19 protein-coding genes are annotated in these 24,859 nt (G+C 44.5%); 11 read left to right on the top strand and 8 right to left on the bottom strand.

The window, feature by feature from the left end; genetic code table 11:
* The first annotated feature begins 102 nt into the window (after positions 1–102).
* Together ACP7BU_RS11940 and ACP7BU_RS11935 are read left to right on the top strand one after the other, a co-directional pair.
* The gene (locus ACP7BU_RS11940) at positions 103–669 is read left to right on the top strand and encodes an RBBP9/YdeN family alpha/beta hydrolase (protein ID WP_425879991.1); all 567 of its coding nucleotides are present in this window, start codon (positions 103–105) and stop codon (positions 667–669) included.
* Between the two features lie 144 nt (positions 670–813).
* Entirely contained in the window at positions 814–1,419 is a 606-nt protein-coding gene (locus tag ACP7BU_RS11935; RefSeq protein WP_005104858.1) for an RBBP9/YdeN family alpha/beta hydrolase, read from the top strand.
* Here the strand turns inward: ACP7BU_RS11935 and ACP7BU_RS11930 are convergent.
* Entirely contained in the window at positions 1,373–2,113 is a 741-nt protein-coding gene (locus tag ACP7BU_RS11930) for a type III pantothenate kinase (protein WP_129717274.1), read from the bottom strand. The two genes, ACP7BU_RS11935 and ACP7BU_RS11930, sit on opposite strands and share 47 nt — an antisense overlap.
* A gap of 14 nt (positions 2,114–2,127) precedes the next feature.
* Positions 2,128–2,883, bottom strand: coding sequence for a biotin--[acetyl-CoA-carboxylase] ligase (locus ACP7BU_RS11925; RefSeq protein ID WP_253113731.1), 756 nt, complete (start codon positions 2,881–2,883; stop codon positions 2,128–2,130).
* Between the two features lie 27 nt (positions 2,884–2,910).
* Here ACP7BU_RS11925 and ACP7BU_RS11920 point away from each other — a divergent pair, with 27 nt between their 5' ends.
* The 5 genes from ACP7BU_RS11920 to ligA all read left to right on the top strand — a co-directional run bounded on the left by ACP7BU_RS11920 (position 2,911) and on the right by ligA (position 11,191).
* Positions 2,911–3,714 carry a sulfite exporter TauE/SafE family protein gene (locus ACP7BU_RS11920; RefSeq protein WP_005247146.1) on the top strand — a complete coding sequence of 268 codons (804 nt, stop codon included), beginning with the start codon at positions 2,911–2,913 and terminating at the stop codon, positions 3,712–3,714.
* A 201-nt stretch (positions 3,715–3,915) separates the two neighbouring features.
* Positions 3,916–4,611 carry a GntR family transcriptional regulator gene (locus tag ACP7BU_RS11915; RefSeq protein WP_004730660.1) on the top strand — a complete coding sequence of 232 codons (696 nt, stop codon included), beginning with the start codon at positions 3,916–3,918 and terminating at the stop codon, positions 4,609–4,611.
* Positions 4,612–4,622: 11 nt separating this feature from the next.
* Complete coding sequence (smc, locus tag ACP7BU_RS11910) at positions 4,623–8,075, top strand: chromosome segregation protein SMC (RefSeq protein WP_425880004.1); 3,453 nt, start codon at positions 4,623–4,625, stop codon at positions 8,073–8,075.
* Position 8,076: 1 nt separating this feature from the next.
* Positions 8,077–9,042 (top strand): cell division protein ZipA C-terminal FtsZ-binding domain-containing protein, encoded by a 966-nt coding sequence (locus ACP7BU_RS11905; protein ID WP_153566704.1) that lies wholly within the window; start codon positions 8,077–8,079, stop codon positions 9,040–9,042.
* Positions 9,043–9,151: 109 nt separating this feature from the next.
* The gene (gene ligA / locus ACP7BU_RS11900) at positions 9,152–11,191 is read left to right on the top strand and encodes an NAD-dependent DNA ligase LigA (RefSeq protein WP_425879992.1); all 2,040 of its coding nucleotides are present in this window, start codon (positions 9,152–9,154) and stop codon (positions 11,189–11,191) included.
* Positions 11,192–11,261: 70 nt separating this feature from the next.
* On the opposite strand, the gene ACP7BU_RS11895 is transcribed toward ligA, so the two are convergent.
* The gene (locus tag ACP7BU_RS11895) at positions 11,262–12,329 is read right to left on the bottom strand and encodes an SDR family oxidoreductase (RefSeq protein ID WP_425879993.1); all 1,068 of its coding nucleotides are present in this window, start codon (positions 12,327–12,329) and stop codon (positions 11,262–11,264) included.
* Positions 12,330–12,671: 342 nt separating this feature from the next.
* On the opposite strand from ACP7BU_RS11895, the gene ftn reads away from it, so the two are divergent.
* Complete coding sequence (gene ftn / locus ACP7BU_RS11890; RefSeq protein ID WP_004279207.1) at positions 12,672–13,136, top strand: heteropolymeric bacterioferritin subunit Ftn; 465 nt, start codon at positions 12,672–12,674, stop codon at positions 13,134–13,136.
* Between the two features lie 55 nt (positions 13,137–13,191).
* Here the strand turns inward: ftn and ACP7BU_RS11885 are convergent, their stop codons facing one another.
* From ACP7BU_RS11885 to ACP7BU_RS11865, 5 genes are all read right to left on the bottom strand, one after another.
* Positions 13,192–13,608: an ExbD/TolR family protein gene (locus tag ACP7BU_RS11885; RefSeq protein WP_004279208.1), complete on the bottom strand. Its 417-nt coding sequence runs from the start codon at positions 13,606–13,608 to the stop codon at positions 13,192–13,194.
* Between the two features lie 21 nt (positions 13,609–13,629).
* A complete protein-coding gene (locus ACP7BU_RS11880) occupies positions 13,630–14,055 on the bottom strand; it encodes an ExbD/TolR family protein (protein WP_312328960.1) in 426 nt (141 codons plus the stop codon).
* A gap of 16 nt (positions 14,056–14,071) precedes the next feature.
* Positions 14,072–14,971: a MotA/TolQ/ExbB proton channel family protein gene (locus ACP7BU_RS11875; protein WP_115736958.1), complete on the bottom strand. Its 900-nt coding sequence runs from the start codon at positions 14,969–14,971 to the stop codon at positions 14,072–14,074.
* Positions 14,972–15,007: 36 nt separating this feature from the next.
* On the bottom strand, positions 15,008–15,709 hold the full coding sequence (locus ACP7BU_RS11870; RefSeq protein ID WP_004646084.1) for an energy transducer TonB: 702 nt from the start codon (positions 15,707–15,709) through the stop codon (positions 15,008–15,010).
* A gap of 148 nt (positions 15,710–15,857) precedes the next feature.
* The gene (locus ACP7BU_RS11865; RefSeq protein ID WP_425879994.1) at positions 15,858–18,524 is read right to left on the bottom strand and encodes a TonB-dependent receptor; all 2,667 of its coding nucleotides are present in this window, start codon (positions 18,522–18,524) and stop codon (positions 15,858–15,860) included.
* 725 nt (positions 18,525–19,249) lie between these two features.
* On the opposite strand from ACP7BU_RS11865, the gene ACP7BU_RS11860 reads away from it, so the two are divergent.
* The 3 genes from ACP7BU_RS11860 to ACP7BU_RS11850 are packed head-to-tail and all read left to right on the top strand — an operon-like array spanning position 19,250 to position 24,859.
* Positions 19,250–21,007: an ABC transporter substrate-binding protein gene (locus ACP7BU_RS11860; protein ID WP_425880005.1), complete on the top strand. Its 1,758-nt coding sequence runs from the start codon at positions 19,250–19,252 to the stop codon at positions 21,005–21,007.
* A 22-nt stretch (positions 21,008–21,029) separates the two neighbouring features.
* Positions 21,030–22,832: an ABC transporter substrate-binding protein gene (locus ACP7BU_RS11855; protein WP_425879995.1), complete on the top strand. Its 1,803-nt coding sequence runs from the start codon at positions 21,030–21,032 to the stop codon at positions 22,830–22,832.
* 20 nt (positions 22,833–22,852) lie between these two features.
* Positions 22,853–24,859, top strand: a complete 2,007-nt coding sequence (locus ACP7BU_RS11850) for a M3 family metallopeptidase (RefSeq protein WP_425879996.1) — start codon at positions 22,853–22,855, stop codon at positions 24,857–24,859.

The following is a 24,859-nucleotide window of genomic DNA, read 5'->3' as shown; positions in this document are numbered from 1 at the left end:
AATAGTCAAACCGGTTTAAACAAAACAACATTTACTTACCCAAAATAAAAATCCGATCAGGCAGACTCGGGAATATCAGCACAAAATAAAGAGAAATTTCAAATGAACCAAGTAATTGTCGTACATGGTTATACTGCAAGCCCGGAAGAAAACTGGTACCCCTGGATTCAGGAAAAAGCCCAACAGGAAAATGTCGGTTTAAAAGTCCTCCGGCTCGATCCATCAACTACACCGACACTGGACACCTGGGATCAGCAAATGCGTGAACAGATTGATACAATTGATGAGGACAGTATCTTTATTGCACATAGCTTGGGAACTGTAGCCGCATTACATTACCTATCCAGAGAATTAAAACAGCAGAAAATTCAGCAACTGGTATTGATCGCGGGATTTAATGGCCGGCTGGACCGCCTGGATGAAGTAAACCCTTTTATTGATGCCGCTGAAATCAATTTTGATTTACTCAAACAACAGGTTGCAGAGCGTGTGGTGATCTACTCCGAAGGAGATGACCGGGTTGCACCAGAATTTAGTCTGGAACAGGCGGACAGTCTGGATGCCATTGTGGTGAATGCCAAGCATCACGGACATTTTATTGATTCTCAAGGCTGTACTGATTTGCCAGAACTCTGGAAAGTAATCGAACCTTATCTGATTAAATCTTAAATTTAGGCATGTTATTGTATTCGCTAAATTTTAAAATTTAACATGAGATGGTGTTCAAAAAGGCACTTGAATTCCATCTCCAGACTGGTTAAAACTTATTTTTTGTCGACGCAATTTGCGTTCAATGATAATAAGTAAATCACTATGAAAAATATAATAAAGAAAGTCTATATCGTGCCGGATTATCAGGCGACCTCCAATGATCACTGGTACCCTTGGTTCAGTCGCCAGCTTAAAAATGCCGGTTTTGAGTCTAAACGGATTATGCTGGCCAACCCTTTTCAGCCTGATTTAGAAGAGTGGCAGCAGAATCTGAAACTGCACATTCCGCAGATGGATGAACATACCTTTTTAGTTGCACATGGCCTGAGTTGCGTCAGTGTTTTAAACTTTTTACAGGAACATTATATTCAGCAGCAACACAAGATCGGCGGCATCATTCTGGTCTCGGCCTTTGATACACCGCTGGTGGCCTGGTCAGAACTGAATAAAATACTGCAGGCTGTGCGACTCGATCTGAAAAACTTGCCGTATAGCTATAAACGTGCGGTGATGCTGATCTCCAGTAATGATCCCTATGTGCCTGCACCGATTTCCTTGCGTTTAGCACATAGCTTGAATGCACAAATTTTTGAGATCAAAAAAGCCGGGCATTTCAACAAGTCCGATGGCTTTGCCGATTTTCCGCAATTGCTGGACATTATCAAACAGTGTCTGGCAAATGAGCTGCAAAATGCTGCAGGCCTTTAAGCAAAAGATCCGGTTCAATCCGGGGCTGATACTGAGCGAGATGTTGCGCAAACAGCGGCGCATCTCCACCAGTTAAAACCAACTGTGCAGGGAAATCACGCAATACTTTTTCGATGATACTCAGCAGACCAAGTAGGATGCCATGATGTACCGCATCGATGGTATTGCGTCCAGGATTGAGTTCAGAAAAAGCGGCATCCGGAATTTTAATGCCTTTGGTATTCTGAATTAGGGAGTCACGCTGCAAGTATAGATTTGGCAGAATAAATCCACCCAAATGTTGTTGTCCTTGCGCCAGATCAATGGTCAGCGCCGTACCGCAACTAATCACACAATAATTTTCATGCGCTTGCGTCGCCACTGCAAGTACCTGTAACCAGCGGTCAATGCCCAGTTGCGAAGGTTCATCATAGCCACAGATCAGACCGGCATATTCTGCCTGTACTTGAGCAAAAATCACTGGAATATGCAGGCTTTCTAAAATGCTGAGAATGCGCTCATTATTGATTTTATCTTGGACAGAGGATAGACCTACCTGATGCAAGCCCAGCGCTTTGAAATGCTGGATCAGGCCAAGTAACAAATCAGCAGGGGACTGTAAATGTAATTCTGCTGCCTGTTCAATAATCTGATCATGCTCGGTAATCCAGTATTTAAGCCGGGTATTGCCGATATCCAACCATAATTTTTTCATTGCTGTATGCCTGTTCATCCACCGTGTTTAAGGCGGAGCTGTCCCTGATAAAAGGTCTGGATTCCCTGATCGGTCAAAATCTTGACTGCACCATCGTCCTGAATCCCCAGAAAAGTACCGGAATATTGCCCTTGCACATCGGTAAATTCAACCGTTTGTTGCATAAATGCAGCCGATCGATTGAAACGCGCCGCCAGGTTTTGACTGCCATAATTAAACCATTGCCCGGCTTGTTGAATCGCCAGATATAACTGGGCAATCAGCTCGACTCTTGAAGTGCGAGATAAACCCAGCTCGCTCAGGGAACTGACCAGCTGGTCTGGAAGGTTGGTGGGCAGAGGATCAATATTTAGTCCGACCCCGACCACCACCTGTGTCGTTGAAACCGGCTCGACCAGAATACCGCCCCATTTTCCATGCAGGCTATACAGGTCATTCGGCCATTTTACCTGTAATTCCAGGCCTTTTAGACTTGGCATTTGCAGGATATTTAACGCAATTTCCAGCGCCAGACGACCATCAATGGGTTTTTGTGTATGCAGCAATGTGCTTAAATAGATGTTCCCTTCAGGTGAAATCCACTGACGTTGACGCTGTCCACGGCCTTGGGTCTGCACATGACTGCATACCAGAACCTGCTGTACCCCCTTCGTTGCCAATTCGCGCACATCATCATTGGTCGATGTAGTAATCGGTTTGATGAGTAATACTTCCGGGAGTTGGCCTGCATCGCTTAATCGTTGTTGCAGTTCACGAGTTTCTACATCCATTTGAATCTAAACGTGGTAAATATCGTTATGGAGTTAATCATATATTTATTGATTGGTGCAATTGCCGGATTCACCGCAGGCCTGTTTGGGGTCGGCGGTGGTTTGATTATTGTGCCGATCCTGTACATTGTTTTTACCCAGCTTCAGTACGATCCCAGCGTGATTATGCATATGGCGGTGGGTACTTCCTTGGCAACAATTATTGTGACTTCTATCAGTTCGGTGATGGCGCATCATCAACGAGGGGCAGTGCTATGGCCCGTGTTTCGTAATCTGGCGCCAGGTCTGATCATTGGTTCTTTCCTGGGGGCGGGGATTGCCGATTATTTATCTGGTCAGGGTTTGCAATTACTGATTGGCTTCTTTGCGGTCTGGGTGGCATTTAGAATGTTCAGGGGAGCGCATATTCAGATCGATCCGAATCAAAAATTGCCTTCAACCCCGGTACAAATTGCTGCAGGTGGTGGGATCGGTGTGGCATCGGCGATCTTTGGGATTGGCGGGGGAAGTCTGACAGTCCCATTTCTAAATCGCTGCGGAATCGTGATGCAAAAAGCAGTGGCGACCTCTGCGGCCTGTGGATTGCCGATCGCCGTCGCAGGTGCACTGGGTTTTATCTGGTTTGGTAAACAGGCGCAGGTCACCGTGCCAAATACTATTGGCTATATTCATATTTATGCCTTTATCGGTATCAGCATGATGAGTTTTTTCACGGCCAAGCTAGGGGCAAAAGTGGCACATCTGCTTTCACCGGCCGTATTAAAAAAATGTTTTGCTGCACTACTGACCACCGTCGGCCTGTATTTTATTTATCAAGGTTTTATGGCCTGATTTAAACCTTTTAGGTTGGACTGATGTACCGTATTAGGAGAATAGATGACTATTCTCCTTTTTTTATGGGCTTGAGTTGGCTATATAGACATAAGATTGTCTGACAATGTCAAAGTATTTATGGATAAAAACCCGTTTAATAGCAACATAGTCCAAATCAAGGGCTAAACCAGTATCCATAAAAATAAAGACAGGAACGGTATGCCATTAGAACAAGCGCAGAGTTTGTCTGAGCAGATTGCCAAGCACATTAGTGAACAGATTATTCGCGGTGAACTGGTCGAAGGCGAACGTATACAGGAGCTCAGGATTGCCTCGGAGCTTGATGTCAGTCGGGGTTCGGTTCGTGAAGCCCTGCTTTTGCTGGAACGCACCCAGCTGATTGAAATCTTTCCGCGCCGTGGGGCGATTGTCTCGGAAATGTCGGCCTTGCAGGTGCGTGCCTTATTTGATATGACCTCGTTATTGCTCGGGCAGATGGTGCATCGCATGGCGGAAACCTGGCGTGTGCATGAAGCTGAGCGCATTCAGCTATTATTAGAGCAATTAGAAGCAGAAACCCGCCAAGGACACACCGAAAAGTTTTATGATCTGATCTTTCAGGGCATGGCCCAGCAGCATGAGATGGTCGGGAATCCTTATCTGATGCGCTACTATCAGGAACTGCTGCCTTCTTTGCGTCGGAGCTATTTTCTGACCCTGAATATTTCCAGACGCGAGTTACAGGAATCTTTCGACTTATTTAAACTGGTCACTGAAGCAATTTTGATACGAAAAAGCCATCAGGCCACTTTATTTATGGAAGATTTTTGTCGACACTTGCGCAACCTTGTGTTGGAATCTCTGACACGGATGAAACAAATTGAACTCGCGTGGGCCAGACGCTCACGACGTTAAATCAGGACATTATGCGTTTAAGCAGTTTAAAACTTTCAGGCTTTAAATCTTTTGCCGACAGTACCACTTTACATTTTAAAGATAATCGTACTGCGGTGGTGGGACCGAACGGTTGTGGTAAATCCAACGTCATTGATGCCATACGCTGGGTCATGGGTGAGTCCAGTGCGCGCCAGTTGCGTGGTGGCAGCATGCAGGACGTGATTTTCACCGGAACTGCCAAGCGTAAACCGGTGGGCATGGCCAGTGTAGAACTGCGCTTTGACAATACCTATGGCAAGCTGGGCGGTGCTTATAATGCCTATAATGAACTGGCAGTACGCCGTCAGGTCAACCGCGATGGCAAGTCTGAATATTTTCTGAATGGCAGCAAATGCCGTCGTCGTGATATTACCGATATTTTCCTTGGTACCGGTCTTGGGCCACGTTCTTATGCGATTATTGAACAGGGCATGATTAACCGCCTGGTCGATGCCAAGCCAGATGAAATGCGGGTCTATATTGAGGAAGCGGCCGGGGTATCGCGTTATCAGGCGCGTCGCCGTGAAACCATGCTGCATCTGGATCACACCACACAAAACCTGTCGCGTCTGGGAGATATCGCCTCCGAACTGAAATCTCAGCTAAAAACCCTGAAACGTCAGTCGGAAAGTGCGATTCAATATAAAGAACTGGAAGGGCAGATACGTACCATCAAGATTGAAATTCTGTCTTTTCAATGTGAGCAGAGCCAGCGCTTACAAGAAGAATATACCCTTGAGATGAATATGCTCGGGGAAAATTTTAAGCTGGTGCGCTCTGAACTGACTACCGTTGAACATGATTTGGGCAGTACCAGTGAACTGTTTCAGCGTCTGATTCAGCAATCCACCCCTTTGCAAAGTGAATGGCAACAGGCCGAGAAAAAACTGGCTGAACTAGAAATGACCCTGCAACAAAAGCAGTCTTTGCTGGAGCAGAATTCCACCAGTCTGGTCAAACTGGAACAGCAAAAAGCCCAAACCAAAGAGCGTTTGCAGTTGATTGAACTGCAACTCGAAACCTTGCAGCAGCAATTTGAAGATCAGCAGGCACAATTGCAGCAGCAAGATGGCCAGAGTCAGGCGCAAAGCCAAAATCTGACTGAGCTCAAGTCACAGCATAGCACTGTGGCAGCGCAATTTACCCAGATCAAAACCCAGGTCGAACAGCAGCAACAGCGTAAATTACAGATGTTGGCTCAAAGCGAGCAACTGGCAAAGAATATTGAGCGGATTGAACAGCAGAAACAGACGCTCCAACAGCAAAGTGCACAGATTCAGCAACAGGCGCAGCAAGATGAGCTGGAGCAGTATCAGGCAGACAAAGCCCAAGCTGAACAGCAAATCGTTGGCTATGAAATTCAATTAACAGATTTAAGAACTCAATTCGAGCAGATTCAGGAAGAGCAGGCGACCCAACAACAGCGCTTGATGCAGCTCAGATCTGAAATTCAGGTACTTCATTCAGAAAAGAAAAACCTGAGCCAATTACTGACCAAAGCCAACCCAAATGCTAAGAGTAATGCGGTACAGCTAATGCATGTACTTAAGCTCAATGATGCAAGCAAGGTACATGCCAGCCTGATCGAAAAGTTTTTGGCTAAGTGGCTGTCTGCCCAGATTTTGACAGAGGGCGAGCACTTCCTTGAAGATTGTGCGCGTCAGTTAAAACAACAGGCTGTTCAGAATAAAATTCAGATTGCCAATACGATGTGTCTGGCCGACTGGATTGAATCTCCGCATTATTCACTGTGGCAGCAAGTTGGAGTCGTAGATACATTAGCGCAAGCATTGCCGCTTCAAACTGAGTTATTACAAGGCCAGACATTACTGAGTTTAGATGGCTACCATGTTGGTGCGGATTGGGTGATTGCCCTGGACTATGATGAGGCCAGTCAGGCTGGACAAGGTGCATTGAGTCATCGAATCCGTCTGGATGAAATCGAGCAGCAACTTGCAGAACTTGAACCTAAGTTTATGCAGTTGGAGCAGCAGTTACCTGAACTCACCGATCAGGTTAAAGCTTTGCAAAGCCGGATTCAAAGCATCAGTGAGCAGCACAAGCATACCCAAAAGCAGCTGCAGCAACTCGATGTCAATATTGCCAAAGTACAAAGTAGTGCTCAGGCTTTCGCATTGCAAAAGCAGCAATTACAGCATCAGTTACAACAACTGGATGAGCAGCTTGAAGAAGATGCCATGCAGAAAGATGATCTGGAAATTGATCTGCATGCCTTGAATATCAAACTGGAACAGGCGCTACCAAATTATAAAACCCTGCAATTCCAGCTAGAAGAATTGAGTGCTCAGCTGGATGACTCACAGCAGCTCAATCAGCAAGCGCAGCAGGAACTGGAAGTGTTGCGCCGGCAAAATGTGCAAAGCCAGCAGCAGATTGAATTACTGGAAAAAGATCAGGTTTTCCTAAAAGAACAGTCTCAGCAAATTACTGCACAAATCGAACAAGCCAAAAAGTTTGTCGATCCGGTACAGCTGGAATTACCTGCTTTACAGAGCCAGTTCAATGAACAGGCGCAGATCACTGAAAAGCTGCAAAAGACCTGGGCCGACTGGCAGATTGAATTAAATCAGGTGCAGAGCAAACAGCAGCAGCTGACCGAACAGCGTCACAGCTTCCAGCAGCAGGATGAAAAACTCCGCACTACACTGGAAGAAAAACGTCTGGCCTGGCAGGCAGCCAAATCTGATTTGCAGCATTATTCTGAACAACTGAAAGAATTGAATAGTGAAGTAATTTCCGGGCTCGATATTGATGTTAAAGCACATCAGGCGAAACTGGAAAAAGCTCAGGCTCAGTTTGATAAACTCGGTGCAGTCAATCTGGCGGCTTCTGAAGAATATGAAGAAGTGTCAAAACGTTATGAGGAACTGAGTCATCAGATGCAGGATCTGGAAAATACGGTTGAACAGCTACAGGCTGCAATGAAAAGTATTGACCAGGAAACCCGTAAACTGTTTATGCACACGTTTGATCAGGTCAATGCTGAACTGCAAAACCTGTTCCCGAAAGTCTTTGAAGGTGGTGAGGCGAGTTTAAGCCTTGAAGATGGCTGGCAGTCGGGGGTAAAACTGATGGCCCGACCACCGGGTAAACGAAACAGCTCATTGGCCTTACTCTCGGGTGGAGAAAAGGCTTTAACTGCATTAGCATTGGTCTTCGCGATTTTTCGCTTAAATCCGGCACCATTTTGTGTACTGGATGAAGTCGATGCACCGCTGGATGATGCCAATGTGGGACGCTTTTGTAATTTAGTCAAAGAGCTTTCTGAACACGTGCAATTTATTTATATTACCCATAACAAACTTGCAATGATGATGGCGACTGATCTTTTGGGTGTAACCATGCCTGAACCGGGAACATCAAAATTAGTGACAGTTAATTTGGAACAGGCAAAAGAATACGGCCTAGCTGCGGAGGTATAATATGGAAATCACCACCATTATCGGGATTGTTATCGCAATTGTGATTATGCTGTTTGGTATAAGAATGCTGTTCAAAAAACCTGTAGAGGCTGTACCTTCACTGGATGCCAACCTGCATATCGACCCGGATAGCCAGACACCGATCATTCCAAGGCATGTACGTTCTCAATTGGCACAACAGGATGTCGAATCTGATCGTATCGAGCCAAGCCTGGGTATAGATGAACCGGCTCCTGAAAAGCCTTCAGTATTTCACAAGGCTGAATCAACTCCGATTGAGCCGGCAGCGGTCGAAACTCTTGCAGTTGTCCCGTCAACAGAAGCTGAAGGAGTGGCAAAGTCGGTAGCAACAGCAGCGGATGTTCAACAGGTAGAAGCAGAACATAAGAATAGCCAGACTGAAACCAAGGAAGAAATGCCTGAATTCAGCCTGAACAGAAACATCGAAAAAGCAGAAATTTCTGAATTTAATGATGAAAGCAGTATTCTGGATGCACATCTGCATGAGCAAAAAATAGTGGATGAAGAAAGTGCTTTGTCCAATGCTGAAACCATTATTTCTTTGCATATCTATCCACAAGGCCGTGTACTTTCGGGTGATAAAACCTTGAAGGTTTTATTGAAATATGGCCTGCGTTATGGTGAATTGGCCTGTTTCCACCGTTATAGTGAAGATGGTTCAAAACTGCTGTTTTCGGTATTGCAAATGACCGATACCGGAATGGAAGGCTTTGATCTGGAAACCCTGTCGACTCAGGAAGTGAAAGGTCTGGCATTCTTCCTGGCTTTACCGCATAGCGATGTACAAAATGCGTTTGATACCATGGACAGTATTTCACGTTTGATTGCCCGTGAAGTCGATGGTCTGGTCTATGATCAGAACCAGCAGGAATTTACTCCACAATTACGTGAATTCTGGCGCCATCAGGCTATTGATTATCGTGCTGGACAAGGTACGGAAGTTTAAGGCTGCTTTGTTCAATCTCCAAGTTGAATCTGTAGACTGCAATTTTTATAATAGCCAAAAGCTGAATATTCTACAGGGCGGATTTTCCGCCCTTTTTTATGGTGAAATTATGACCCAAGATGCCACTGTCATTGCGCAAATGCGTCAACTGATTCAACTGCTTGCCAAGCATAACCATGCTTATTATGTGATGGATCAACCGAGCATTGAAGACAGTGAATATGATCAGCTCTTTCATCAGCTCAAAGCCTTAGAACAACAATATCCTGATCTGATCCAGTCTGATAGCCCAACCGATAAAGTGGGTGGGCAGGCGCTTTCAAAATTTGTGACCGTAACACACGCCGTGCCGATGCTGTCATTAGGCAATGTCTTTAATCAGGAAGATTTGCTGGCTTTTGCCCGCCGTATTGAAGAACGTTTGCCAAATCAAAAAATTGAATATGATGTTGAACTGAAATTTGATGGTCTGGCCATTTCACTCTGGTATGAGCATGGCGTACTGACACGTGGGGTGACGCGCGGCGATGGGGAAACCGGTGAAGACATCACCCAGAATGTCAGAACTATTCGCAACCTGCCGAAACTTTTATCTCAGGTGAATGGCATCATTCCCGATTTGCTGGAAGTACGCGGCGAAGTGTTGATGCCAAAATCCGGTTTTGAGAAACTGAATGCAGCCAATGCGGCTAAAGGTGAAAAGACCTTTGCCAATCCGCGTAATGCTGCGGCAGGAAGTTTGCGTCAGCTGGACCCGAATATTGCTGCCTCGCGGCCATTGGCTTTTTATGCTTATGGGATTGCTCAGTGCGTGCCGCATCATGGACAAACCACCATGTCTGCCAGTCTGGAATGGTTACATCAGTTCGGTTTTGCGGTTGGCGAGCGTCACTTTATCTGTGACAGTATTCAAGACGTGCAAAAGGTCTATGAACAGATCATTGATGAGCGTGCCAGTCTCAGTGTCGAAATCGATGGCATGGTGATCAAGGTCAATGACCTGAAACAGCAGCAACAACTCGGTTTCCTGAGCCGTGAACCGCGTTGGGCCACCGCCTATAAATTTCCGGCAGTTGCAGCACTGACCACAGTAGAAAATATTAACTGGCAAGTGGGTCGTACTGGAACATTGACGCCGGTTGCGCGTTTAAATCCAGTCGCTGTCGGAGGAGTAACTGTTTCCAATGTGACGCTGCATAATATCGGCGAAATTCACCGTCTGGATGTACGTATTGGTGATACCGTCAGTGTTTATCGTAGTGGCGATGTAATTCCTAAGGTGGAAAAAGTCTGGCCAGAATTTCGCCCGGTTGATGCAGTCGAAGTGCATTTACCTGAGCAATGCCCAGTCTGTGATTCACCCGTGGTCATGCCGGAAGGCGAAGCCTTGGCACGCTGTTCTGGTGGGCTGTATTGTGCCGCGCAACGTATTGAGGCCATTCGTCACTTTGTCTCACGTAAAGCCATGGATATTGAAGGCTTGGGTGACCGTTGGGCAGAATCGTTACTGCATCTGAATCTACTCAAAGATGTCTCAGATATTTACCATCTACATGAACATCGTGAGACTTTGCTCGGTATTGAAAAGATGGGCGCCAAATCGGTTCAGAATCTTTTGGATGCGATTGAAAACAGCAAAAAAACCACACTGGCTGCTTTTATCTATGCACTCGGTATTCGTGGGGTGGGTGAAACTACGGCACGTATGCTGGCCAATACTTTCCAGACACTGGAGGCATTGCGTCAGGCAGATCTGGAGGCTTTAAAGAAAACTCCGGATGTAGGCGATATTACTGCGGAATGGATTCTGGATTTCTTCAAGGCGCCACATAATCTGGAAGTTCTGGATCGTTTACTGGCTGCCGGTATTCACTGGGATGCACCGATTGCACCAACGCGTCAGCCGTTAAACGGCGAAAGCTGGGTGGTCACCGGGACTTTAAGCAGTATGGGACGAGATGATGCAACCCAGTTATTGCAAGCCTTAGGTGCACGAGTCAGTGGCAGTGTATCCAGCAAAACCAAATGTGTGGTTGCGGGTGAAAAAGCTGGCTCAAAACTGGATAAAGCAGAAAAACTTGGTATTCCAGTGATCAATGAACAACAGTTTATTGGCTTGATGCAAGACTATGGTCAGCTTGAAGCCTAAATCTCTGCACATTTCATGAAAGAATAAGAGTTAAAAAAGCCACCTTCGGGTGGCTTTTTGCATAAAAAGATTAAGGAATATATTTTTTCACGACACCATCATCGAGCAGCTGCTGGAAATGTTCAACCAGACTTTCTTTCACCGGACGATACTCAATGCCGAGCTCATTTTTACTTTTCTGGGCATTAAAGAAAATTGGATAACCCATATTTAGCTCTACAAATTTGCGGCTAAAACCTGCTACAGGTCCGAACATTTTGAAAGCTGCCTTCGGCAATTGATTGCGCGGGAACGGAAACTTATTGCCAAAATGTGCCCGTAGAATTTGGCCCATTTCCAGCAGGCTCAAGCTTTCACTACAAATGATATAACGGCCATGCGCTTGCGGATTAAACGCCGCACGGATATGTGCTTCAGCGACATCCTGAACATCGACCACGCCATTCCACATCGGCGGGACACCAAGCAAAGTCATGCCGTTGGCAAACTGTTGCAGGACTTCTACACTACCGGATTGGGTATTTGGCGTTAAGGATTGACCAAAAACCAGTGCCGGATTGATACAGACCAGATCCCAGCGATCCTGTGCTTCAGCCATTTCCCAGGCTTTGCGCTCTGCCATGACTTTGGAATAAGGATAGGGCTGATGCGTGGCCGAACTGGTGGTATTCCAGCATGATTCATCAAAACTGTTATTTTCAGTTTGTAGAATATCAATGGCATCGCCATAGGTAGATGCGATACTCGATGTGACGATCACGCGTTTCACTGATTCGATCTGATTGACACTATTCAATACATTTTCAGTGCCTAACACCGCAGGTTCGATAATATCTTTGACTGCATCTTTATAGTTGGTGACCACAAAAGGTGAGGCCATATGAAAGACAATTTCACAGCCTTGCATCGCCTGATCAAAAGAACCCGGGCTTAATAAATTGGCCTGAAATAACTTGAGAGTTCCCGGAGTGCTGTCGGCAATTTTTTCTAAATGGGCAAAGCTTTTACTTTTATTCAGGTCACGCACCGTGGCATGTACGGTATAGCCTTGCGTGAGTAATTTCTGGATGACCCAGCTGGCAATATAACCCGATGCACCGGTAACCAGAACAGGCGCTGTTGTTTGTGGATGTGTCATATCGGAACCGTTGTTGTTTTAAATTTGTGTGAATGATAAGCGAAATTTAAGCATGAAGTACGCCAATGCAGTGATGTTTATACAAAAAGAATGAATCTGTCTGGTCAAAATTAAGATTTACAAATTTTAACGCATGTGTTTATTCGCCAGTTTTAGGTTATTGCCAAGCGTAATGAAAGTGCAAAGTGTTGTTTTATAAATGGGATTTCATTAAGAACAAAGTGTAAATGCAAGTACTTCTCATTTTAATTATATAAAAATCAAATATTTAACCATGGTTAAGCTTTGCAAATTCAATTGCTTTTCGCCATAATAGCAAAATACAGGTAGGGAGTTATTCAAATGCGCGGAAATCCAGAAGTCGTAGATTATTTAAATATGTTGATCGGTGGCGAACTGGCTGCTCGTGACCAATACTTGATTCACTCTCGTATGTATGAAGATTGGGGATTGACCAAAATCTTTGAACGTATCGATCACGAAATGCAAGAAGAGTCCCAGCATGCGGATGCGATTATCCGTCGTGTTCTGTTCCTTGAAGGAACGCCAAACATGCAGCGCGATGACGTTGAGATTGGCGAGGATGTGGTGAGCTGCCTGAAAGCCGATCTAAAACTTGAATATCATGTGCGGGAAAAACTGGCGCAGGGCATCAAACTGTGCGAAGAGAAAGGTGACTATATCAGCCGTGATATGTTACGCCAGCAAATGTCGGATACCGAAGAAGACCATACTTACTGGTTAGAAAAACAATTGCGCTTAATCGAACTGATTGGTCTGCAAAATTATATTCAGTCACAGATGTAAAACCGGATGAATAAAAAACCCAGCACATGCTGGGTTTTTTATATCTTGAAAATACTTAGTTGTTGTTACTCATAATGCCAATTTTTTTGACCTCCAGCCTTTGAGCTGCCGCCATGACCATAGCGATATGTTTATATTCAGTGGCACGATCCGCCTTGATTTTAATCTGATCCTGATCCGCTTTTTGCGCTACTGTCTTGAATAAGTTTTCCAGAGCTTGGGTATTTGCTACCGGCTGTTCATTCCAGAAAATCTTACCTTGTGCATCCAGACGTAATTCCACCAGCTCAGGCGGTTTTTCATCGGTTACAGGAGGCGTTCCATTCGGTAGATCGATATTAATCGAGTTATTCGGCAAAGGAATTGTGATAATAAACATAATCAGCAAGACCAGCATGACATCAATTAGTGGCGTCATATTGACATCTAACATCACATCATCGTCTTGATTTGAACCAACATTCATACCCATAAACTTAATCCCTCTTTGTGCTTAAGGTGTAGCGGGCGGAGTGGTGACAAAAGCAATTTTGCCGATACCGGCCTGTTGGGTGGTACTAATCACCTGATCAATTGCCTCATAAGGTGTTAACTGATCACCACGGATATGCACTTCAGGCTGCGGACGTTTTTGGGCTTCTGCCTGTAAACGGGTCAGTAAAACTGATTTATCTGCGATATAGATTTCGTTCCAGAAAATATCGCCAGTTTTATTGACAGCCAGCTGGATGTTTTCCGGTTTGGTTTCATACGGTACATTTCTTTCTTCGGGTAGATCGACAGGTACGGTATGAATGGCAACCGGTACAGTAATCAGGAAGATAATGAGCAGAACCAGCATAATATCAACCAAAGGGGTGGTATTAATGGTTCCAATTACCTCATCATCGCTGTCGTTTGAATTGACCATCATTCCCATGGCTGATGCCTCACTCTTACTTCACGTCACGATTAACAGGATTATTGGTTGTAATTTCACCGCTGAGTAATACTGCGTGTAAATCAGAACCAAAAGTACGCACTTCTTCCATGACCGCTTTATTACGACGCGTTAACCAGTTGTAGCCAAGCACGGCAGGAACTGCGACTGCCAGACCGATGGCTGTCATGATCAGTGCTTCACCGACTGGGCCGGCAACTTTATCAATGGATGCTTGTCCTGAAACACCAATCGCGGTAAGTGCGTGATAGATACCCCAAACCGTACCAAACAGGCCAACAAAGGGCGCAGTAGAACCTACTGTCGCAAGGAAGGCCAGGCCACCACTCAGATGGTTCTGGATTTTGTCGATTGCACGGGAAATCGAAATGGTGACCCAGGTATTGAAATCAATACGCTCAAGTAATGTGCCACCATGATTTTTGGTTGACTTGATACCTTTTTCCGCAATAAAACGGTAGACGCTGGCTTCATCCAGATTCTCGGTTGCATTATCTAGAGAAGATGATTCCCAGAAAGTATTTTCAGCTTGCTTAGCCTGTTTGCGAATCTTGCCTTGTTGCAGGCATTTGCTGATCATGATGTACCAGGTACCGATCGACATGACCACCAGAATAAACAAAGTGATTTTAGAAACAATATCACCTTCTTTCCACATGGCTTCTAGGCCATAAGGATTATATCCAGCCTTTTCATCGCTAGCTTCAGCAGGCAGTGGTGGCGGGGTCGGTGTAGCCGCTGTTGCAGGTGTTGTTACCACTGTCTCAGTGACAGCACTGGTATTGGGGGTAGCGGACTGTTCTGCAAAAACTGTTTGCAGAGGTAATAAAGTGCTCATGGCAATTACACCAGCAGCAGTCATATTTTTTAAAGGTTTTAGTGATTTTTTCATCATGGATCTCCTGATTTTTTTCTTTATCTGTTGTATCTGTTAGTCAAGGACAAATTCATATGGAATGTCATACCAAGATTCTTGCGGTTCGCCATTTTTCATTGCCGGCTTGAAAGTACATAAGCTGAAGGCCTTGGATGCTGCACGATCCAGCGCACGACTACCGCTCGACTTTTTCACTTTGGCATCCTGGACCTTGCCGGTGGTATTTACATATACAGAGATCAAGACTTCACCTTGTTCTTCATTCATCAGTGCATCACGTGGATAGTCTGGGCGTTTACAACCTGCTTCACCTTGTGAAACACCACGAGTTACGCCAGCGGGTGGAGGAGCTGGGGCTGGAGCGGCTGCGACTACTGGAGCCGGTGCTGCTACCGGACTTGGTGAAGGACTCGCTGCAACGGGAGTAGGTACTGCAACAGTTGTCGGTTGGGTTGGTGTTGGAAGTGTTTTCTGTACAGGAACGACTTTTTCAACCGGTTTCACCTCAGGCACTTGTGCTACTTTTTCCACGATTTTTGGTGGTTCAGGTGGTGTTTCTTTTGGTGGCTCAGGTTCAGGCGGCTTAATATCTTGAATAATCATTAGCTCAACTGGCTGTTCCGTTGGTTTAATAATGTCTTTTGCCATACCAGCCATGAGTACCAGGCCAACCAGGATATGCAAAAAAACAACGACCCCAATACCAGTCAGTTTTTTGGCGGAGTTTTTTTCTAAGTCTTCAAACTTTGTGCCCATCATGACTCCTAGAATTTAAGACAAACAGGAAATAGTGCACTGATGAGAAAATTTTTTTAGTTACAGGCAGCATTATTTTTTGTTTGGCTAAAATTAAACGGGGAAAACCGCAAACACCGCTTGGCAGCAGTGTTTGCGAAGTAATTAATTAAAAGAATTTATAAGTACCACGTAGGAAGTAGGTACGGCCCATTGGATCACCGTGACGAGGGTCATAGCCATATTGAGCATTGTTGGTTGCATCAGAAGCAGGTGGTTCTGCATCAAACATGTTGCGAATACCTGCAGTTAGCTCTAAATTCTTGAATCCGCTATAGGTGCCTGCAAAGTTATAAAGCGTATAGGCACTTACATCACGTTCTTGAGAAAAGTCTTCATAACCACGGATATATTGTTGTTCTAGTCTCATTTTCCAGTCTTCATAAGACCAGTTGATATTGGCAATATGTCTCCAGCGGACGACTGCAGGATCATCATAGATGCCGACGAGCCCTTCCCATTCACCGTTTGGTTCTTCTTGCTCATCCATTTTGATGACATAGGTACCATCAATCCCAAAACCAAAACGACCTGTTGCTGTCATTGGGCTTAAGTAGTTCAGGCTGAGGTCAATCCCTTCAGTTTTTAATCCACCCATATTTTGTAGAGTTGTATTTAAATACTGGATACGACCATCTGGAGCGTAAACGATCAGATTGCCATAGCGATCAAGGTCATTAAAAATGTCATTAGGAGTAACTGAGCTGACTAAACCTTCAATGTCAATATTGTAGTAATCAGCGGTGAATACCAGATTCTTGATTGGTTCATATACGAATCCGGCTGTAAAAGAGGTTGATTCTTCTGGCTGTAAGTCTGGGTTACCACCTTGTTTACGCTTGAACTGCATACCACATTGGTCTGCAAATTGGGTGCTGGTCGGTTGACCGTTAGCATCACAAAAACGTGGGTTATTGAAGTTAGTGCTAGTATTGGTTTCACTTTGTAAAGAGTTGATTTCCCACATACTTGGGGCACGGAATCCAGTACTATAAGAACTACGGAACATTAACTCTTTAACCGGTTCCCAACGTAGGGATACTTTTGGATTGAAAGTATCACCAAAGTCACTATAGTCATCATAACGTGCCGCAAGTTGAGCTTCTAGAGTCGGCAAGATCGGTACATGTAATTCAGTAAACACCGCAGTAATATCACGGTCACCTGAACTTGACGGTTTATTTGGATCAATACCAGAACCTGGAACCTGGCGAACAAGATCGGCATTCACCTTGGCTTCCCAGTCCTGAGTGGTGTAGCTACCACCCAAGGCAAATCCAACTTCACCTGCAGGTAGTTCATAGATTGGACGGCTGACGGTGAAATCTATAGTGGTAGAATCCAGACTTGCCATATTTGTTGGGCCTGCCACATCAAAAGTAGACCATTTCCCAGCATCTGCAGCGGCCTGAGGACCAAATGGGTTTAAGGTGCCATCATTAAGTGCGGCTTGAACCAAACTTTGATTCAGGTAACCACTGACGAAATTATCAGTTGCTTCACTTTTGGCATAAGTAACGCCACCATTTACATCCCAACCGTAGACTTCACCTTCAATCCCTGCAAAAAAGCGGTTTGATTCATTTTCTGATTGAGAAACACGGTTACCTGATTGTGAACGTAAATAAAGTGCTGCTCTTGGATCTACCAGACCAGTGATGTCTGGTGTAATGCCGTTGCCTGGATAATATTTGCTGGTATTTGGAATAGAAAGACTACCTCCCCATACATCAGGTGCTATCGAGGTTTTTACTTTACTTTCAGTATAAATATATTCAGCAACCGCATTTAATGAATCGGTTAATTTGAAGGTACCTTTACCTAGAGCTGAAAAAGTTTCTTCTTCTGGAGTAATACCAATGAGTGCTTGAGTGTTTAACAGGCAACGTGTACCAGATACAAACATATTTGGTGCATTATTACAGTTTTGATTGATATAAGGGTTAACTACACCTACACCTGAATCTAAAAGGTTGGCAGGGAAGCCGGCACTTGAACCGATCGCCATGTTCAACTCTGGAATTAAACCACCACGACGGCTGACTTTACGATCTTTGGCCATGATCATGTCAGAAGTACGATAATCTACTACACCGTAAACGTTGAAACCTTGTTCATCCAGATCACCATAACCACCGAAAATAGAGACATCATATTTGTCGCCATTCTTTTCTTCAGGTGCTTGCAGTCCACCAGAAATACCGAAACCTTGGTATTCCTTTTTGATAATAAAGTTAATTACGCCGGCAATTGCATCTGCACCATATACTGCAGAAGCACCATCACGCAGAATCTCGATTCGCTCAACCATCGCGAGCGGAATAATATTCAGGTTAACTTCAGAAGTACTAAATGGGCTGTTAGCCAAACGACGCCCATTTAATAAAACTAAGGTCTTATCAGTACCAATCCCACGCAGGTTGGCAGAAGAACCTGAAGTATTACTTTTACCAATATTTTGAGAAACAGCAAAACCAGCTTGGTTAGCACTTACTTTATTAATGGCTTCTTCAACCGTGGTGACCCCCTGATTCACCAGATCTTCGACTTTAAGCACAGTAATAGGAGATGCACTTTGTGCAGCTACTCCTTTAATAGATGAACCTGTCACTGTCACTTTTTGAACCTTGGTAGGTTGAGCGGCAGAGTTTTCTGGTTCATCGGCTGCATGTGCCAAAGACAAGCACATCATACTTAAGGTAAGCGTACTTAACTTGAGTATTGTCTTGCCAACTGTTGGAGCCCCCATAGATCCGACCAATTTATTTTTTTTCATCGTAAATTTCACCCTTTTGTTATGTGAAGTAGTGCTGGGTTGATCTAAGCAAGGCGGATGCCAACTTATAAAATTTTATATTTTTATATTTTTAAATTATTGAAAAATATTGATTTAATTGAATGAGGTTTGAATTTATCGAGCGATACTGAAGAAAAATTAAGAAGTCTGTGTATCGAATCTGAAGAAAGAAGGAAGTGAGACCCCTGTCAAAGCAATAAATAAATATTTAATGAATAAGAAAGTAGTCCAAAAATGAGAGGGAAATTGAATAAAGTTTAATCATGGTGCATAATTTTTACATAAAATATACAATATTTTTTTAAAATAAATTATTTATAATACAATTACTTGTGTTTATTTATTGTTTACCTAAAGGTATACAATAGTGCAATAAGATGAAACAGGGTTGAGTTATTTTTGTGCGAAATGAACTTCAGTAAGAATTTTGAGGATAAAAATTTAACTAATGATTCATGGAAAATATTATGTTATTCATAATGTTTTAAATAATTAATAAAAATAAACTTTTTTCAGTTAAAAACAGGAAGAAATCCCTATTTTTTGCAAGGATGGCATGAAATTCGCTTTGTTCAGTTTATTCCATCTGTCCAGCTTTGACCCATCCATTGAAGCAAATATGGGATGATGTATTTAAAACTTCCTATAGCAATAAAACTTCAAGATAAAGAATAGGTACAAATTTGAAATCAGCACTTTTTAGCATGACGATTTTGGCCTTGGCTATGAGCTCGGGGCAAACTGCCTGGGCAAAATCATCTGCACATCCGGATAAAGTTTTAAACCTGGCTTTCGAAGCACCTGATGATGGTTTTGATATGGTCAAAACCTATAATTTTTATAGTGGTAGCGTTGCTGAGGCCATTTTCGAGCCTTTGTTGCGTTATGACTATCTGGCCCGGCCTGCAATTTTGGCCCCAAATACCGCCGAGTCTTTACCCGTCGTTGAACAGGATGGCAAAGTTTATACCTTTAAAATCAAGCCAGGAATTTATTTCAGTCCGGATCCAGCCTTTCAGGGCAAGAAGCGTGAACTGGTTGCCCGAGATTATATTTATTCCATGCAAAGGGTGATGGATCCGAAAAACCATTCGCCTTCTTTTTCCTTTATCGAAGGCAAAATTCTTGGCGCAGATCAAGTCATCCAGCAGGCCAAAAAAACGGGAAAATTTAACTATGATGCTCCGATTGCCGGTTTAAAAGCCCTAGATAAATATACCTTACAAATTACCCTGACCCGTTCAGATCTGAATTTTCCGTATATTCTGGCCTATGTGGCTTTTAGTGGTACCGCCCGGGAAGTGATCGAACATTATGGTCATCGGGCAGGTCAGCATCCGGTTGGAACAGGGGCGTATCAATTACACAAATATGTACCGCGTAGCCGTATTGAACTGACCGCCAACCCAAATTATCGTGGTTTTGTCTGGAACTTTAAGGGCGATGGTTCCGAATGGGATCAACGTATTATCAAAGCCATGCAAGGCAAGCAGATGCCGCAAATTGGCAAGGTCAAAATCAGTATTATTGAAGAGGAACAGTCTCGCTGGCTGGCTTTAAAGTCTGGACAACTGGACTATGACAAACTCACTGCGAGCGGCGCCGAACAGGCACTGGAAAATAAGCAGCTGAAAAGTGAATACAAGAAAAAAGGCATCCTGCATTATCCGAATAAAGAACCGGAAATCACCTATACCATCATGAATATGCGTGATCCGGTGATTGGTGGGAACTCACTGGAAAAAATTGCACTACGCCGTGCCATTGCCTTGTCCTATAACCAGAAAGAAGCCATCCAGCAGCTATATAAGGGCCATGCTGTTAAAGCTGAAATGATTCTTCCTGAAGGCGTGGGCGGATATAACCCGAATTATAGAAGCAGCATTGCCTACAACCCATTGATTGCCAATAAACTGCTCGATCGTTTTGGCTACAAGAAAGGCGTCGACGGTTACCGCACCTTGCCTGATGGCAAACCATTGGTTCTGAAAATGAACTCGACTAGCTCAAGCTCTTCCGTTATTTCTGCGGAGCTATGGAAAAAGAACCTGGATGCAATCGGGGTAAAAGTTGAATTTAAAGTCAGTAACTTTGCCGACAATTTAAAAGAAGCCACTCAATGCAAACATATGATGTGGGGTGGCGCCTGGATTGCAGATTATCCGGAAGGGGAAAACTTTGCCCAGTTGCTGTATGGCCCAAATGCCCAGCAAGGTAACCTGAGCTGCTATACCTCTAAAGCCTATGACGCGCTGTATCAAACTGCGATGAAACTGCCGCCTCAGCAACGCACTCCATATTATGAGCAGATGAACCGCCAGATGGAGGCCGATAATCCATGGATTTTGCACAATACCCGGGTACGTAACTGGCTGATTCACCCACAGGTACAGGGCTTTAAGGCACATCCGGTGACTAGAGCAGTTTGGCAATATCTGGATATTGAACCTGTTAAAAAATAACTTGAGAAGATTAAGAACCAGTATGAATGTGAATACAAACGCTTTAAAAAAGCTGGCCAGTGGTGTCTTAATGGCCAGTTTAATGATGGCCGGTGCTGCACCCACATGGGCTGCCAATCCCGCCAATCCAAATAAAGTCTTAAAAACGGTCTTTCCCGCGGCTGAAACCGGTTTCGACCCCGGTTATATCCATGACCGTTATTCGGCCAAGATTAACTCTGCGATTTTCGAAACCTTATATACCTATGATTATCTGGCTTCCCCAGCGAAACTGGTGCCATTGACTGCGGTAGATATGCCTCAGGTCAGTGCAGATGGTTTGACTTATACGATTAAAGTTAAAAAGGGCATTTACTTTGCGGATGATCCGGTCTTTGGCGGTAAAAAACGTGAACTGACTGCCTATGACTATGCTTATTCTCTAAAGCGTCTCTTAGATCCAAAGCTTAATTCACCAAATAGCTGGTTGCTGGATGGTCGGATCAAAGGGCTGGAAGCATGGACAGCCATGGCCAAAAAAAATGGCAAAGTCTATGAAAATCCATTTGAAGGCATTCAGACTCCAGACCGCTATACGCTGGTACTCAAGCTGAATAATCCAGATCAGAACTTTCCGATGTTGCTGGCACACGGCCCGGCTGCTGCAGTCGCCCGCGAAGTCATTGAAAAGTACAAAGACAAAGCTGGCTGGGTGATGAGTAAACCGGTCGGTACAGGACCTTATGTGCTTAGCCGCTGGACACCGGGATCACGCATTATCTTAAAGCCGAATCCGGCTTACCGTGGTTTTGTATGGAATTATAAAGCCAATAGTGCAGAAGACCAGGCGATTGTCAGTGCGATGCAGGGCAAAAAAATGCCTCAAATCGGCACCATTGATGTGCGTGTGATTGAAGAAGCACAATCACGGATGCTGGCATTTAAGAAAAATGAACTGGACTTGCTCGAAATTGAGGGTGATATCGTCGTTCAGGCCCTCGATGGCGATAAATTAAAGCCTGAGCTGGCTCAGCAGGGGGTGAAGCTGTCACGTATTTTAGAGCCCTCCATTAGTTATCATTACTGGAATATGCAAAACCCGGTCGTGGGTGGTTTCGCGCCAGAAAAAATTGCCTTACGTCGTGCCATGGCGATGGCATTTTCTGTGGAAAACATGATCAATGTATTACTTAAGGGAGATGGAGCAAAACTCCACATGCCTATTCCCCCAGGAGTAGCAGGCTATTCACCGTCCTATAAAAGCAGTATTCCCTATTCAGTCAAAGCAGCCAACATGTTGCTCGACCGCTATAACTACAAGATCGGTGCAGATGGCTGGCGCAAGACGCCTGAAGGTAAACCTCTGGTGATTGAACTGATTACTGGGAATACCAGTCGGGGCCAGCAGCAGGGTGAATTCTGGAAAAAGACCCTGGACAGTATCCATATTCAGCTGACCAGTAAGGCCATGCCATTCGCTGAAGGCATCAAGCTGGAAAAGCAATGTAAAACCATGTTTAAGAGTTCTGCATGGATTGCCGATTATCCAGATGCTGACAATTTTATGCAGTTGTTCTATGGCAAGAATGTCAATGTCACCAACAATGCCTGTTTCAAGCATCCTGAATTCGACCGTCTTTACGAGCAAACCCAGAGTATGCCACCAGGCCCTGAGCGTGATCTGCTTTATCGCAAAATGACCCGGATTCTCGAAGTCAACATGCCGACCTTGATGCTCTATAGCACCTACCGTAATGCCTTGACCCAACCCCAAATTATTGGACATAAGTCCCATCCGATTCTGTCTTCAGAATGGATGTATATCGATATTAATACGAAAAATTAAGAAAAAATCTGGAGATGAATATGAAATCAAAATCTTTAAAATTAAGTACCTTATGTTTAATGATGATGGGGGGATATCAAGGTGTAGCGGCAGATACCCAAGTACAGCTGCTGCCATTATTCAAGGCTGCAGAAATTCCGTCTTTATGTGATGCCAGTCTGGCTTCCATGCAAAAAGATATCCAGATATTTGAAAATAAGAAAATTAAAAATAAAGCCAAGGCAGGGCCTTATCTGGCTGAATGGGATGAGTTGCATGCCAAAGCCCGGGATTTCGGTGCAGCAGTAGGGCTGTACAGTAATGTCGATCCGGATCCTGCATTGCGTCAGGCAGCCGATGACTGTGAACTTAAAATCAGCAAATACCAGACCACCCTGTATCAGAATCCGAAACTGTATGCCCAGTTCAAGAAACTGAAAGCCAGCGATCCGATTGATCAGAAATTTTTAGAAGATATTCTCGAGCAGTTTGAGAACACCGGGGTACAACTCAGTGCAGAAAAACAGAAACGACTGAAAGAAATTATTGAAGAAAGTACCAAACTGGGGCAGGATTTTTCCAAAAATGTGCGGGATAACCCTGAAAAAGTTGAATTTACTCCAGCTGAAATGAAAGGCCTGCCAGAAAGTTACATCGCAAATTTAAAGAAAAATGAAAAGGGCAATTATCTGCTTGGCTTTGATTATCCGGAATACCAGCCTTTTATGGAGCTGGCAGAAAGTGATGAAGCACGCAAACGTTACCAAACCGCTTACACGCGTCGCGGGACCGAACAAAACCTGCAATTCATGAAAAATGCCATTGATCTGCGTTATGAAATGGCACAACTTTTTGACAAGGAAAGCTATGCCCATTCTGCACTTGAATTCCGCATGGCCAAAACTCCGGAAGCAGTGAACGGTTTTCTGGATGAGGTTTATGCCAAAGTCGCACCTCTAGAAAAGCAAGATGTAGAACAATTACGCCAGTTCAAGGCTGAAACTTTAAAAGTTCCAGTAGAGAAAGCAGAAATTACCCGCTGGAATCAGGGTTACTGGAGTGAAAAACTGCGTCAGGCCAAATACAAGGTAGACCAGGAAAAATTGCGGGATTATTTCCCGACAGAAGCATCGCAAAAATGGTTATTCGCTATTTCTTCGGAACTCTACGGCATTGAATTCAAGCCGGTGAAAGTCAAAGCCTGGCATGATGAAGTGGAATATTATGCGGTACATGACAAAGCTACGGGCGAATTCCTTGGCGGATTATATGTTGATAAATACCCGCGTGAAGGCAAATATGGGCATGCAGCTGTCTGGGGAGCTTATGGCGGCAGTACCCTGAATCAGCGTCGTCCGGTATCGGTACTGGTGACCAATTTTAACCGTAAGGGCTTGAACAGCAATGAACTGGAAACCTTTGTGCATGAAATGGGTCATGCCTTGCACGGGATTCTTTCGAAGACCCGCTATACAGAACAATCTGGTACTTCGGTAGAGCGTGACTTTGTTGAAGCGCCGTCACAGATGTACGAAGAGTGGGCACGTCGTCTGGAAACCTTGTCAAAAGTAGCAGATTACTGTGAGCCGGCATGTCCTCGGGTGGATGCTGCCATGACCGAGCGCTTAAAGAATGTGAAGAATTACGGCCGAGGCCTGCATTATGCCCGTCAGGCTTTATATGCCCAATATGATATGGCCCTGCATGGTAAAGATGCAAAAAACATTGAGCCTTTAAAACTCTGGCAGGATATGGAAGGCAAGACCGCCTTGGGTTATGTCAGCGGTCAGCAGTTCCCGGGACAGTTCGGGCATCTGATGGGCGGCTATCAGGCAGGTTACTACAGCTATATGTGGTCTGAAGTCATTGCCCTGGATATGCTTTCATCCTTTGGTGATCAGCTCATGGACAAGAAAGTCGGTGCGCATTATCGTAATACGGTCCTGGCTCAAGGCGGACAAAAGCATGGCGAGCAAATGGTGAAAGACTTCTTGGGTCGTGATCCGGACAGCAAAGCTTTCTTTAATGAAATCTCTGGAAAAAATTAA

This window comes from Acinetobacter sp. 40AMC3-4 (assembly GCF_049898185.1).
GTDB lineage: Bacteria > Pseudomonadota > Gammaproteobacteria > Pseudomonadales > Moraxellaceae > Acinetobacter.
Note: the sequence above shows the minus strand (reverse complement) of the source record. Positions and strands in the feature narration are given on the sequence as shown.

Excerpts from the sequence above, each read along its gene's own strand:
- ACP7BU_RS11940 (WP_425879991.1), top strand. The coding sequence starts at position 103 with ATGAACCAAGTAATTGTCGTACATGGTTATACTGCAAGCCCGGAAGAA.
- ACP7BU_RS11935 (WP_005104858.1), top strand. The coding sequence starts at position 814 with ATGAAAAATATAATAAAGAAAGTCTATATCGTGCCGGATTATCAGGCG.
- ACP7BU_RS11930 (WP_129717274.1), bottom strand. The coding sequence starts at position 2,113 with ATGAAAAAATTATGGTTGGATATCGGCAATACCCGGCTTAAATACTGG.
- ACP7BU_RS11925 (WP_253113731.1), bottom strand. The coding sequence starts at position 2,883 with ATGGATGTAGAAACTCGTGAACTGCAACAACGATTAAGCGATGCAGGC.
- ACP7BU_RS11920 (WP_005247146.1), top strand. The coding sequence starts at position 2,911 with ATGGAGTTAATCATATATTTATTGATTGGTGCAATTGCCGGATTCACC.
- ACP7BU_RS11915 (WP_004730660.1), top strand. The coding sequence starts at position 3,916 with ATGCCATTAGAACAAGCGCAGAGTTTGTCTGAGCAGATTGCCAAGCAC.
- smc (WP_425880004.1), top strand. The coding sequence starts at position 4,623 with ATGCGTTTAAGCAGTTTAAAACTTTCAGGCTTTAAATCTTTTGCCGAC.
- ACP7BU_RS11905 (WP_153566704.1), top strand. The coding sequence starts at position 8,077 with ATGGAAATCACCACCATTATCGGGATTGTTATCGCAATTGTGATTATG.
- ligA (WP_425879992.1), top strand. The coding sequence starts at position 9,152 with ATGACCCAAGATGCCACTGTCATTGCGCAAATGCGTCAACTGATTCAA.
- ACP7BU_RS11895 (WP_425879993.1), bottom strand. The coding sequence starts at position 12,329 with ATGACACATCCACAAACAACAGCGCCTGTTCTGGTTACCGGTGCATCG.
- ftn (WP_004279207.1), top strand. The coding sequence starts at position 12,672 with ATGCGCGGAAATCCAGAAGTCGTAGATTATTTAAATATGTTGATCGGT.
- ACP7BU_RS11885 (WP_004279208.1), bottom strand. The coding sequence starts at position 13,608 with ATGGGTATGAATGTTGGTTCAAATCAAGACGATGATGTGATGTTAGAT.
- ACP7BU_RS11880 (WP_312328960.1), bottom strand. The coding sequence starts at position 14,055 with ATGGGAATGATGGTCAATTCAAACGACAGCGATGATGAGGTAATTGGA.
- ACP7BU_RS11875 (WP_115736958.1), bottom strand. The coding sequence starts at position 14,971 with ATGATGAAAAAATCACTAAAACCTTTAAAAAATATGACTGCTGCTGGT.
- ACP7BU_RS11870 (WP_004646084.1), bottom strand. The coding sequence starts at position 15,709 with ATGGGCACAAAGTTTGAAGACTTAGAAAAAAACTCCGCCAAAAAACTG.
- ACP7BU_RS11865 (WP_425879994.1), bottom strand. The coding sequence starts at position 18,524 with ATGAAAAAAAATAAATTGGTCGGATCTATGGGGGCTCCAACAGTTGGC.
- ACP7BU_RS11860 (WP_425880005.1), top strand. The coding sequence starts at position 19,250 with ATGACGATTTTGGCCTTGGCTATGAGCTCGGGGCAAACTGCCTGGGCA.
- ACP7BU_RS11855 (WP_425879995.1), top strand. The coding sequence starts at position 21,030 with ATGAATGTGAATACAAACGCTTTAAAAAAGCTGGCCAGTGGTGTCTTA.
- ACP7BU_RS11850 (WP_425879996.1), top strand. The coding sequence starts at position 22,853 with ATGAAATCAAAATCTTTAAAATTAAGTACCTTATGTTTAATGATGATG.